The organism is Verrucomicrobiota bacterium (assembly GCA_016871535.1).
Classification (GTDB): Bacteria; Verrucomicrobiota; Verrucomicrobiia; order Limisphaerales; family SIBE01; genus VHCZ01.
The window spans coordinates 12,345-24,844 of record VHCZ01000027.1; the positions used below are offsets into that span (position 1 = coordinate 12,345).

A 12,500-nucleotide genomic window follows, 5' to 3' on the forward strand; every position below is an offset into this window, starting at 1 on the left:
GCGGGTTCACGGAGCTTTCCAGCTCCGTTTGTTGGCTTCTGGGCTTTGGCTGGAGATGGTAGTTTTCCCGAGCAATGCACGGAGTCACTTTTCTGCAAGATCTGGCCGTCGTGATGATCGTGGCCGCGTTGGTCACGGTGCTGTTCCATCGTCTCAAGCAACCGGTGGTGCTCGGCTACATCCTGGCCGGCGTGATCATCGGCCCGCACACGCCGCCCTTTCCGTTGATCAAGGAAGAGGACGCCATCAAAACGCTGGCCGAGCTGGGCGTGGTGTTTCTCATGTTCTCGCTCGGCCTGGAGTTCAGCTTGCGCAAACTGAAGAAGGTGGGCGCCACCGCGCTCATTGCCGCGGCGCTCGAAATCGTCCTGATGGTCGGAGTGGGCTACCACATCGGCCGCGCGTTTGGGTGGAAGACGATGGACTGCATCTTTCTGGGGGCGATCCTTTCCATTTCATCCACCACGATCATCGTGAAGGCGCTGAGTGAACTGGGACGCTCCAAGGAGCGGTTTGCCGAACTCATTTTCGGCATTCTGATTGTCGAAGACATGCTGGCGATTGTCATGATTGCGTTGTTATCCGGCATTGCCATGACCGGCAGCCTGGCCGTGGGCGAGGTGCTGACCACGACGGCCCGGCTGGGCATCTTCCTCGTGGTTGCGCTCGTGATCGGATTGCTGGCCGTGCCACGCCTGCTGAGCTACGTGGCGCGGTTCAAGAGCGATGAAATGTTGCTCATCACGGTATTGGGTTTGTGCTTTGGAGTTTCGCTTTTGGCGGTGAAACTGGATTACAGCGTCGCCCTGGGCGCCTTCGTAATTGGCGCGGTCATCGCAGAAGCCCGCGAGATTTATCGCGTGGAAGCCCTCACCGAATCCCTTCGCGACATGTTCAGCGCAGTGTTTTTTGTGGCCATCGGGTTGCTCATCGATCCCGGATTGCTCGCGCAGCACTGGCTTCCGGTGCTGGTGATCACGTTGGCAGTGGTGCTCGGCAAGGTGGTGTCCTGCGCGTTTGGCGCGTTCGTGGCCGGCAACGATACCCGCACCTCGTTGCGCGTCGGGATGGGGCTGGCTCAAATCGGCGAATTCTCTTTCATCATTGCCTCGCTCGGCGTGACTCTCAACGTAACGAGTAACTTCCTCTATCCGATTGCCGTGACGGTTTCGGCCATCACCACGCTGTGCACGCCTTACCTCATCAAGTCTTCGGATCGGCTCGTCGCCTCGTTTGACCGGTTTGCGCCCGCAAAACTCGTCAATTACCTTGCGCTTTACACGCGCTGGGTCGGCCAATGGGTCCAGAGCCAGCACCGCAGCATAGCCAACCGGCTGGTCCGCAAATGGGCCTGGCAAATGGCGCTCAACGTCGCGATGGTGGCGGGGATTTTTATCGCACTGGGCTTCGTCGGACGGAGGCTTCCCACCTGGCTGCCGGGTTTTCCGGGAGGCGTCCAAAGCCTCGCCGCGCTGGCCTGGCTCGCCGCGATGTTGCTGTCGCTGCCCATGCTCATCGCCACTTACCGGAAAATGGAGGCGCTGGGGATGTTGCTGGGCGAGATGGCGGCGACGCGCCTTGGAACCGGGCCGCGCGCGGCTGCCGTGCAGGCCATCATTGCCAACACCGTCCTCGCGGCCGGGGTGATCGGTTTAGGCTTATTGATGCTCCTCTTGAGTTCGACGATTCTACCCACGGGCCGAGTGCTGGTTTTGCTGTTGCTGATCGTTGCCGCCATCACGGCCCTGTTGTGGCGAACCTTTATCCGCGTTTACTCCCGCGCGCAGGTGGCCTTGGAAGAAACCTTCGCCCAACCGCTACCGCCGCGGCACGCCGAAACCCCGCACCCGCTCGCGGGAATCCTTAAAGAAGCGCTGGTGGAGACCCTCACGCTGACATCGGGTTCGCGCGGCGCCGGAAAGCTCATCCGAGAACTGGCGCTTCGGACAAAAACCGGCGCCAGCATCGTGGGCCTGGAGCGCAACGGCAACCCGCTGATCAATCCTGGCCCCGACGAGGAACTGCTGGCCGGCGATCAGGTCTTGCTCCTGGGCAACCGCAAACAGTTGGACGAAGCACGACGTTATCTGCTCGAAGGAGGAACAACGTAAACTACACTGAACCACGGCTGGGCTAGACTCCTGCCGAGCCAATTGCCATCAAGGAGGCTCGGCAGGAGCCTCGCCCCACCGTTAGTATCCGCACTGCTATCCAAAAAAATCTCCGCGGCTTGCGCAAATCTTTTCCATCTCAACCGATTTAACCCATTTAACGATTTAACGATTTGGTTGCGGCGTCAGCCGCGCCTGGTTCATCTGCGGATTTGGGTTCAAAGCGTCTTCCGAAACTCCTCCATCAACCGGAGGATCTCCTCCCGAATCTGAAACAGCTCTGTGCGTGTCGAAGACACCAGTTCGGTGGGCAAAAGCTCCTTGGGCGCGACCTTTTCCAGCGCGCTTTGCGCGCCGTGCAGATGGCTCAACGCGCGCTTCAGACATGCGACGACGAAAGCGCCGTCTTTCAAGTTGCGTCCGTACGCGAGGCTCTCGAGCGCGCCGGCCAGTTTGGCGCCGGTGATTTGAAATTCGGTCAGGAGCGCGCCCAGATCCTCATCATCCAGTTTGCCGAGACCCAGTTCTTTGCACTTGTGCCAGAGATCCAGGCTGCTGTTGAATGCGCGCAGCGAGAGCGGATGGCTGATGTCGCCGTCTTCTTCGCGCACCCAATCCACGCCTTCCGTGGCCGGGTCCGGCTCCAGGGGCGGCAGGTCGTCCGGCACTTCCAGAGCGAAGCGCTCGTCGTCGGCTTCCGGACCGCGATCGCCCTCTGCCTCCGGGCCTGGATTTTCTTTTTTTTCGTTCAGCGCTTCCTCGATCCAGGACCACCCCATTTCCTTCGCGATGATGCGGTCGCGGTCGGGATGATCCATGTATTTGTCGAGGAGCTCGGAATACTTGTCGGTGCGGGCGTCACTTTCGCGCAGGAGCTTCTCGTAGTCGAACTCGTCCCATTCCTTTTCTTCGGGCGGTTCATGTTTGGCGTTTTCGAGCGCATCGCTGAGCTTCTGCATGAACCCTTGAAATCCGGCTTCAGCATCGGCCCGGCGCTGGGTTTCCTCTTCCGGCGTCAACCGCCAGGCCGGGGGCGAGATCGTAAGCTGATAATCCGTGCTCTCGACAACGACGCGGCCATTGGCCTCGCTGAACCATTCCAGGTAAAGGCAGTTGGCCATGTGTTCCGGCACGTCCAGGCCTTGTTTCCTCCGCTCATACGCTTCCTCCACCGGCATCTCGAGCACGCGCACTTTGCGGGACGCCGTCAAATCGCCGACCGTGCCGCGCTGTAGCGCGTTTAAGACTGCATCCCTCGGAAGGGGAATCGTCTCGCCCGGATTAGTGAAGGTCAGGAGGCACCCGGCCAGATCCGTCGCCGCGTTGCCGCGCAATTCGAGGACAACCGGTTCGCCTTTGCCTTCGAGCCAGATTCTGCCCCGGACGAAACCGCGCTCCCGGTTGTCGATCTCGCCGCGTTTCACGCTGTCATGAATGCGCCAGGCCATAGGCTGTTGCGGCGGGATTGACTCTCATAGCGCGATTAATGGCCAAGGCGACTGGGAATCGCAAGGACTAAGAGCGTGTCCGAAAATTCCGCGGGGTCCTGTTTTCGCGCCAAAGGCCGGATGGCGAGGCGCGACGAAGGAGAATATCCTCCCTGGATCTTCGACTGAGGAGCAACGAAGCCAGGCGGCCTTTGGCGCGAAAACCCTCCGGGCGGCGGGTCTTTTGTCCGTGGCCTGCGTTGGCTCGGTCCTTACAGCCCGCGTTGGGGATGCTCGGACCTCGCCGCCTTGGCCACAGCCAAAATCCCTCGCCGCAGGACCCCGCGCAATTTTCGGACAGGCTCTAAGTAACCCTGAGTTAACTGAATCAGGCGTACTGCTCCTTTGGTTCTATTGTGGACTGGATGGGCGTGGCGTAATCCTTCGCGCATGAAAAATTTGCAGAACAGTTCGTCCGCATTGATGAACGCGGACTTTCCCTCAACCTCGCGCTCCGAGGTTCATGGAAAGTTCTCTTGGTTTCAGAACTATGCACGCGGCCGATGAACCTGAGACCGTGCGGACCGCAGCCTTCAGGCTACTTCCGCGCACTCTCCGGAGTTGAGCGTTGAAGCGGCCTAAGGGTCTGTGCAAAAATAAATTCCGGTTTTGCTGGAGGCGATTTCGCTTTCTGGCGAGGCACGACGAAGGAGCATAGCCAGGGCTCTGCGACTGAGGAGAAACGAAGCCAGAAAGCGAAATCGCCCCAGCCCTCCGGGGCGGGGCGGCGCCTGGCCGGCTGCGGCGTTGCTCGTCGGTCACAGCCCCAAAACGGGGATGCTCCCTCCTCGCGCCTTGCATCCGGCCAGGCGGCGCTCCCGCCAAAACCGGAAGTTATTTTTACACAGACCCTAAAGGCGCCTAAAGGCCACGGTCCGATGAGACGGTTCCTGGGAAGGGCAAACAAGCTGTTCGAGACCCGGACGCGGATGCGCTCGCCATTTACTGGGACTTCGGCGACGGCACGGTGAGCGCCAATGTTCTCGAAACCGTGAAGGATTGGAGCGAACGTCGGCGCGTTCATTTACGGGTATCGCACCGTGCGAACGAGCGGGGATGCTCCTGTCGTCATCGAACGCCGCGATGCCGGCGGCATCGACTTCGTGGCGCAGCCGCTTCCGAGAGTGACGGCTCAGGCCAGCAAGAACGTCTTCACGAAGGCGAACCCGGCGTTGAAATCATCTTCACGCGAACGGGACCCGTGGACGAACCGTTGCGCGTGCCGTTCCTGGTGAACGGACAAGCTGGACCCAACGATTACGCGCCGCTCGAACCGAACGAGGTTTTGATTCCGGCCGGCGCCCACTCCACGAAGTTGTCGTTCGTCGCCATTCGAGATTACTGATCAGACCGTGGGATAGAATACACTTTGCCAGGAGGGATTCTGGCCAGCGGCGAGGAGCGAGCGAGGCGGTGTATCCACCGATTTACAACGAGCGAGCGACGAAGCGGCTGGCCAAAAGACCCCTGGCCCTGCGGGTTGCGCCGCATTTGGGATCTGGCTTCGTTGCTCCTCAGTCAATCCGTATGCGAGAAGCGTCGCGAACCACGACGATCCCCGGAGCGCGGACAACCGTGCCCGCGCGATCCGCGGGTTCGACTAAATCCGCCGCTGTTTGGGAGGGAGAGGCTCCCGCCGAACCTGGCATTCCATTGAGAATGGGTTCGGTATGACCCTTTCCCTCCCATTTTCGGGGTCACGAAATGTCCAAACCCGAGGGGAACGAAAGTCCCATTGCTGAGCGCGCTGGCTCCGCGCAAATTGACGCACGAACGAAAGACCAATCTCACGGATTATTTGCTGACGGGAGGTCAGGTCTCTGTTCACCAGCCTTTCTACTGGACGGCGCTGGCGCTCTCACTGTTGGCAGGCTTCCTCGTGCCGCTGCCAAAAGGGTTGAAAACCCGGATTGAGTTCACTAGGTTGGCTCGCATGAAACCTGCGCCTCTTCTCTCACTCTTGATCTCTCTTCTGACGCCGTTGGGATTTTCAGCCAGTGCGGCGGAGAAAGCCTACACGCTCGCCGTCATTCCCAAAGGCACCACGCACGAATTTTGGAAGTCCATCAACGCGGGCGCGTTCAAGGCGCGGCAGGAATTGAATGAAAAGGGTTTGAAGGTCGAGGTCATTTGGAAAGGTCCGTTGAAAGAGGACGACCGCGACCAGCAAATCCAGGTGGTCGAGAACTTCATGTCCCGCCGCGTCAACGGCATCGTGCTCGCCCCGCTGGATTCGCAGGCGCTCGTCCGGCCCGTGCACAGCGCGATCTCCGCCAAAGTGCCCGTCGTCGTCATGGACTCTGATCTGAATTCGGACCGCTACGTCAGTTTTGTCGCGACGGATAACTTCAAAGGCGGCGTGATGGCTGGAGAACACCTGGCGAAGCTGCTGGGCGGAAAAGGCAACGTGATTCTGTTGCGCTACCAGGTCGGTTCCGCGAGCACCGAGAATCGCGAGAAGGGATTCCTGGAAGCCATCCGCAAGTTTCCCGAGATCAAACTGATCTCTTCGGATCAATTCGCCGGTCCCACCCGCGAGACGGGCTATCAAGTCTCCCAGAATCTCCTCAATCGCTATGGCCGGGAGGTGGACGGCATCTTTTGTCCGTGCGAACCGCCCACGATTGCAATGGCGATGGCGCTCCGCAACATTGGCAAGGCCGGCGGCAAAGTGAAAATGGTCGGCTTCGACGCCGGGTCCCAGTCCGTGCAGGATTTGAAGAACGGTGACGTGCAAGGGCTGATTGTGCAGAATCCGGTTTTGATGGGTTACACCGCCGTGATGACGATGATGAAACATCTCCAGGGGCAGCAGGTCGAGAAACGGGTCGATACCGGCGTTTATCTCGTCACCCGGGAAAACATGGAGCAACCGGAGATCAAAGAATTGCTCTATCCACCGTTGGAGAAGTATCTGAAGTGACTCTGGAAAGACCGCTGAGCGCAAGTGAACGGGCGTCCTTCTGCGCGTCGGCGCCTTGGAGTCGGCAGACTTCTCTGCTCCTTAGAGCGTGTCCGAAAATTGCGCGGGGTCCTGCGGCGAGGGATTTTGGCTGTGGCCAAGGCGGCGAGGTCCGAGCATCCCCAACGCGGGCTGTAAGGACCGAGCCAACGCAGGCCACGGACAAAAGACCCGCCGCCCGGAGGGTTTTCGCGCCAAAGGCCGCCTGGCTTCGTTGCTCCTCAGTCGAAGATCCAGGGAGGATATTCTCCTTCGTTGCGCCTCGCCATCCGGCCTTTGGCGCGAAAACAGGACCCCGCGGAATTTTCGGACACGCTCTTAAACTTTGAACTTGGAACTCCAATGGAACCTCGTTTGAGAATGCTCGGTTTGCAGAAAAGCTTCGGCGCGACGCGCGCGCTGAGGAACGTCGAGCTGGAGGTCGCGCCGGGACAAGTCCACGCCTTGATCGGTGAGAACGGCGCCGGGAAAAGCACGCTGATGAAGATTCTCAGCGGCGCCTACACGCCGGACGCCGGACGCATCGAGTTGGATGGAGAACCCTTTGTTCCGGAACATCCGTTGCACGCGCGCCGTTGTGGCATCGCCATGATTTACCAGGAGCTGAATCTGGCGCCGCACCTCAGCGTCGAGGAAAATATTCTCCTCGGAGAGGAACCGCGGCGGCTGGGCTGGATCAACCGGACGCGCCGCCGGGAGATGGCTCGCGCCGCGCTGGCGGAACTTCGCCACGAAAATATTCCGCTGAACGCGCCGGTGAGCCGCCGGCCCATCGCGGAACAACAGATTGTCGAGATCGCTCGCGCGCTGCTGGGTGAACCGAAAGTCCTGATCATGGATGAACCCACGAGCAGCCTGACCGACGTGGACACGGAAAATCTGTTTGCCGCCATTGCCCGGCTGCGGCAACGCGGCGTGAGCATCGTTTATATCAGCCATTTCCTGGAAGAGTGTCAGAGAATTTGCGACCGCTACACCGTCTTGCGTGACGGCGAGACGGTCGGGGCAGGGGAGATGGCCGGCGGCTCGCTGGATGAGATCATCCGTTTGATGGTGGGGCGCGAGATCAAAGAAATCTATCCTCGCAGCGTGCGGCAGTTGGGCGAGCCGGTGCTGGAGTTGAAAGCGCTCGCCGGGCGCGGCAAGCCGCGCGCCGTGAATTTGGCGTTGCGCGCCGGCGAAATCCTCGGAGTGGCGGGCTTGATTGGAGCGGGCCGGACCGAAACCCTTCGCGTTTGTTTCGGCTTGGACCGCTTTGAAAGCGGGGAAGTGTTCGTTTATTCCAGGCGGCAACGCCGCTGCACGCCTGGCCGCAGTCTGGCGGAAGGCATCGGTTTGCTCAGCGAAAATCGCAAAGAGGAAGGGCTGATGCTGAACCGAACGCTGGCGGACAATCTCACCATCACGCGCTATGCCCCCATGGCCCGGCTGGGCCTGATCAGCGCCCGGCGGCAACGCCGCGCGGCTCTCGATTGGATGCAGCGCCTCAACGTGCGCGCCGCCGGCCCCGAACAGGCGATCGGCGAGTTGTCGGGCGGCAATCAGCAAAAAGTGGCGCTGGGCCGGTTGCTTCACCACGACGCCCGAATTCTTCTGCTCGATGAACCGACGCGCGGCATTGACGTCGGGAGCAAGAGCGAGATTTACCGGCTGATGGGACAACTGGCCGGGCAGGGGAAGGCGATCATTTTTGTCAGCTCGTATCTGCCGGAGTTGATGGGCGTGTGCGACACCCTCGGCGTGATGTGCCGCGGCGTCCTGTCGGAAGTGCGCCCGGCCTCGGCGTGGACCGAGCACAGCATCATCAGCGCCGCGATCGGGCAGAATCAGTCAGTATGAAGTGAGGATCGCCTCACCCCGGCCCCACTGCCGTTGATAAGACCATCGACGGTAGGGCGAAGCGTCCTCGCTGAGCCGATCATCCATCGTCTGCTCAATGGCATTGCGGCTCGCCGGGACGGGCTCGCCCTACCATCGAAAGCGCTTGATTCACTGGCAGTGGGGCCAGGGTAAGGACGATTCACCAATTCCATTGAATAGATGCGGCTGAAGGGTGACGCAAAACGACATTTTGACTTTGCATCGCTCGCCCGCTGGTGGTGAATAGCGCCATGAAATCGTATCCGCTCTATCTGAATGGAGAATGGCTCCGGACCAAGGCGGTGCATCCGGTGATGAATCCGGCCACGGGCCGCGCGTTCGCGAGCGTTTCCACGGTTGACCGCGCCCGGGTGCGCCAGGCGGTGGCGGAGGCGCATGCGGCGTTCCTTTCCTGGCGGCAACTCACCGGCAAAGCGCGTGGCGAATTCCTTCAGAAGATCGCCGCGCAGATGGAGCGTCGCCGCGACGAGATCGCGCGGCTGATCACGCTCGAAAATGGCAAGCCGCTCGCGCAGAGCCATGCGGAAGTCGCAATGTCGATCGATCACTTGCGGTGGTTCGCGGAGGAAGCGCGCCGCGCCTACGGACGCATCGTGCCCAATCAAGTCGAGGGCAAACGGCATCTCGTCATCAAAAGCCCGATGGGCGTGGCGGGCGCGATCAGCCCGTGGAATTTTCCGATGGTGCTGGGCGTGCGCAAAGCCGCGCCCGCGCTGGCCGCGGGTTGCACGGTCATGTTGAAACCGGCGCGCCAGACGCCGCTTTCTTCGATCGCCTTCGCCGAATGCGTTCACGCGGCCCAACTCCCAGCGGGCGTCTTCCAACTCGTTTGCGGCGCGGCTTCCGAGATTGGTCAGGAGCTGCTGGAAAATCCGCTCTGCCGGAAGATCAGTTTCACCGGATCGACCGAAACCGGGCAGTTATTGATTCGCGGCGCCGCCCTCGGCGTGAAGCCGCTTTCGCTGGAACTCGGCGGCCAGGCGCCGGTGCTGGTTTTCCAGGACGCGGAGATCGACAAAGCCGTGGCCGGCGCGATGATCGCGAAGTTCCGCAACACCGGCCAGTCCTGCATCGCTGCGAACCGGATCTACGTCCAGCGCCCCATCTACAAAAAGTTCCTGGCCTTATTTGTGGCGAAGACGAAGGCGTTGAAAGTGGGCGATGGCCTCGAAGCGGGCGTCGAGATCGGCCCGTTGATTGACAAGGCCGCGTTAGCCAAGGCGAGCGAGCATGTCGAAGATGCCGTGCAGAAAGGCGCGCGATTGCTGTGCGGCGGACAACCGCTCACGCGCCGGAAAGGCTTCTTCTTCGAGCCGACCGTTCTCGCCGACGTTCCCGACACCGGGCTTTGCATGCGGGAAGAAACCTTCGCGCCGATTGCGCCCGTGACGGTGTTCGACACGGAAGAGGAAGCGATCCGGCGCGCCAATGCTTCGAACTACGGATTGAGCGCGTATGCCTTCACCAACGATCTGCGCCGCGCGTTCCGGCTCATGGAACGCCTTGAGGCCGGGATGATCGGCATCAACGATGGCGTGCCGACCACGAGCCAGTGTCCGTTCGGTGGCGTCAAGCAGAGCGGCTGGGGACGGGAACTGGGGATCGAAGGCATGGAGGCTTTCCTGGAGACGAAACATGTTTCGCTGGGGGTCGGTTGAACGACGAATTACTAATGATGAATGCCGAAAGAATTTCGAATGTCGAAGCCCGAAGGGCTGGGATTCGTCATTCGGATTTGGATCATTTTTTCGTCATTGGTCATTCGACATTTTGTCATTGTCCGATGGAGCGGGACACGAATTGCGCGATGGCAAGTTCAAGGCTCCGCAGGAGCGTCGCCCCACCGAACTGCGCTTGCGGGCCTTAAGCTGACAGGATGCCGCGATGAATAAGCCCACGCTCAACTCCGCAACCTTGGCCCACGGACGCATCCTTCGAGAGCCAGTCGGTTTCGAGAATGGCTATTGGGTGGGCGCGCCGGGCGCATTCTACGCTGCCGACGAGAAGGCGCTCTATCTCACCTACCGGATTCGGCGCCCGCGCGGCGTTGCCCCGGATCGCGGCGGTGAGGCAAGGATTGCTCGTTCGACGGATTTCCAGAATTTTCAAGACGTGTGGTCCGTGACGAAAGATCAATGCCGGAGCGCTTCCATCGAACGGTGCGCGCTGCGGAAGGGACCGGACGGGCAGTGGCGCTACTTCGCCTGCTTCGTCGATCCGGCCGACGGCCGATGGTGCGTCGAAGTGATCGAGGCTCCGGAGATTCGGACGCTGGACCCGGCCTGCTCCCAACGTCTCTTTTCCGCTCAGCCGCTCGGCCTGGAAGGCGTGAAGGATCCATGGATACTGGAGGAACGCGGCACATTCCACATGTTCCTGAGCGTCGCCATAAAGACTCCCAAGACGCGCGATGGCTCGCACGCCACACTCGACATCTTCAACACGGGTGAGTGCGTTTCGGCAACCGGCCTGGCGATTTCCACGGATTTGGAAAACTGGGATTGGCAGGGGGTGGTGTTCGCGCCGGAAGGCAGAGGCTGGGACGCGTATTGCCGGCGGATCAACAGCGTGGTGCCGCACGAAGGAAAGTATTTTGCGTTTTACGACGGCAGCGCGAGTCATCTGGAGAATTACGAGGAGAAGACCGGATTGGCCGTCTCGACGGATTTGCGGAACTGGCGGTCGCTGACGCCGGAAGGCTCGTGCCTCGCCAGCCCGGAATCATCGCACTCGCTGCGGTACGTGGACGCGCCAGTGATCGACGGCTGCCTCCGGCTCTTCTACGAATTCGCCCGGGCGGACGGCGCGCATGACTTGCGTTGTGTTCGAGCGGATCTTGGCCTCGGTAGTTTCGCGAGGAAAGCCGACTGAAACCTAAACCCGAACCAGAAGAGAATGGGGAGCACACGCGCCCTCGCGTGTTCCGACTGGCGCCCTCGCCAGCCGGATCGTCGGCAGAAACCGTCTCGTCAAACATTCACTCTTTCGGACGGAAGACAGTGGTCGGCGGAGGCGCCGACCACTGCACGCGAGGGCGCGTGCGCTCCCCATCTTTTCATGTGCTTTCGGTTAACAAAGATGAGTATTCAGTATGCTCAAGGCTGATACGACATCACTGATAACTGAACACTCATCACTGATTACTGATTACTTCGGTTACACTTGCCGCGCTATGGATGCTGTGTTGCCACGTTACCTGAGCATCTCAGCTATGGAACTCGGCCGCGGCCACCGCGTCCGCATTCAAATCCTCGGCGGCATGGAGTCCGTTGCTCAGCACTTGGCGGAGGCGGTGTTTGGCGAAATCATGGAAGCTCAGCGGAACGGACGCGGCGCCACGCTGATCGTTCCGGTCGGTCCTGTGGACCAATTCCCGATCCTGGCAAAGATGATCAACGCGCGCAAACTCTCCTGCCACGAGACCGTCTTCATCAACATGGACGAGTATCTCACGGAGGACGACCGCTGGATTCCGCAAGAGCACCCGTTGAGTTTTCGCGGTTACATGCAGCGAGCTTTCTACGATCTGATCGATCCGGCGCTCGCTCCGCCGCCGGAGAATCGAGTGTTCCCTAACCCGCAGAATCTGGGGGCCATCCCGCAACTCATTGAAGCGCACGGCGTCGTCGATGCGTGTTTCGGCGGCATTGGCATCAACGGTCACCTCGCTTTCAACGAACCGACCGAGCCGGGAGAAAGCTGTTCGCTCGAAGAATTTGCCGCGCGGCCCACGCGAGTGTTGAATTTGTCGCGGGAGACACGGACGATTAATTCCGTGACGGTGGGCGGAGAAATCTCGATCCTCCCGAAGCGTGCCGTGACCGTGGGCATGAAAGAAATCCTGGCTTCGCGGCGGTTGCGTTTTTACTGCAATCGCCCCTGGCAAAGCGCGGTCGTGCGGCGGGCCCTGCACGGACCGGTCACGCCGGAATGCCCGGCGTCGCTGCTGCGGTTGCACGCGGACGCGGTGCTGACCGTGGCAGAGTATGTCGCCGCGCCGCCGGATATTCGATTGCGGTAGAGGTACGGCATGAGCAATCGATTTCTCTGTTTGCTCCT

The 12,500-nt window shown here is 60.6% G+C and carries 7 protein-coding genes; 6 read left to right on the top strand and 1 reads right to left on the bottom strand.

Going from position 1 to position 12,500, the window contains the following annotated elements; all coding sequences use genetic code 11:
• Window positions 1–74: 74 nt before the first annotated feature.
• A complete protein-coding gene (locus FJ398_05945) occupies window positions 75–2,111 on the top strand; it encodes a cation/H(+) antiporter (protein ID MBM3837492.1) in 2,037 nt (678 codons plus the stop codon).
• 218 nt (window positions 2,112–2,329) lie between these two features.
• Here the strand turns inward: FJ398_05945 and FJ398_05950 are convergent, their stop codons facing one another.
• On the bottom strand, window positions 2,330–3,559 hold the full coding sequence (locus tag FJ398_05950) for a hypothetical protein (GenBank protein ID MBM3837493.1): 1,230 nt from the start codon (window positions 3,557–3,559) through the stop codon (window positions 2,330–2,332).
• A gap of 1,972 nt (window positions 3,560–5,531) precedes the next feature.
• On the opposite strand from FJ398_05950, the gene FJ398_05955 reads away from it, so the two are divergent.
• The 5 genes from FJ398_05955 to FJ398_05975 all read left to right on the top strand — a co-directional run bounded on the left by FJ398_05955 (window position 5,532) and on the right by FJ398_05975 (window position 12,462).
• On the top strand, window positions 5,532–6,521 hold the full coding sequence (locus tag FJ398_05955) for a substrate-binding domain-containing protein (protein ID MBM3837494.1): 990 nt from the start codon (window positions 5,532–5,534) through the stop codon (window positions 6,519–6,521).
• A gap of 381 nt (window positions 6,522–6,902) precedes the next feature.
• A complete protein-coding gene (locus tag FJ398_05960) occupies window positions 6,903–8,399 on the top strand; it encodes a sugar ABC transporter ATP-binding protein (GenBank protein MBM3837495.1) in 1,497 nt (498 codons plus the stop codon).
• 272 nt (window positions 8,400–8,671) lie between these two features.
• Window positions 8,672–10,099 carry an NAD-dependent succinate-semialdehyde dehydrogenase gene (locus FJ398_05965; protein ID MBM3837496.1) on the top strand — a complete coding sequence of 476 codons (1,428 nt, stop codon included), beginning with the start codon at window positions 8,672–8,674 and terminating at the stop codon, window positions 10,097–10,099.
• Window positions 10,100–10,325: 226 nt separating this feature from the next.
• Window positions 10,326–11,312, top strand: coding sequence for a hypothetical protein (locus FJ398_05970; GenBank protein ID MBM3837497.1), 987 nt, complete (start codon window positions 10,326–10,328; stop codon window positions 11,310–11,312).
• Window positions 11,313–11,613: 301 nt separating this feature from the next.
• Window positions 11,614–12,462, top strand: a complete 849-nt coding sequence (locus FJ398_05975; protein ID MBM3837498.1) for a glucosamine-6-phosphate isomerase — start codon at window positions 11,614–11,616, stop codon at window positions 12,460–12,462.
• Window positions 12,463–12,500: the final 38 nt, after the last annotated feature.

Excerpts from the sequence above, each read along its gene's own strand:
- FJ398_05945 (MBM3837492.1), top strand. The coding sequence starts at position 75 with ATGCACGGAGTCACTTTTCTGCAAGATCTGGCCGTCGTGATGATCGTG.
- FJ398_05960 (MBM3837495.1), top strand. The coding sequence starts at position 6,903 with ATGGAACCTCGTTTGAGAATGCTCGGTTTGCAGAAAAGCTTCGGCGCG.
- FJ398_05970 (MBM3837497.1), top strand. The coding sequence starts at position 10,326 with ATGAATAAGCCCACGCTCAACTCCGCAACCTTGGCCCACGGACGCATC.
- FJ398_05965 (MBM3837496.1), top strand. The coding sequence starts at position 8,672 with ATGAAATCGTATCCGCTCTATCTGAATGGAGAATGGCTCCGGACCAAG.
- FJ398_05950 (MBM3837493.1), bottom strand. The coding sequence starts at position 3,559 with ATGGCCTGGCGCATTCATGACAGCGTGAAACGCGGCGAGATCGACAAC.
- FJ398_05955 (MBM3837494.1), top strand. The coding sequence starts at position 5,532 with ATGAAACCTGCGCCTCTTCTCTCACTCTTGATCTCTCTTCTGACGCCG.
- FJ398_05975 (MBM3837498.1), top strand. The coding sequence starts at position 11,614 with ATGGATGCTGTGTTGCCACGTTACCTGAGCATCTCAGCTATGGAACTC.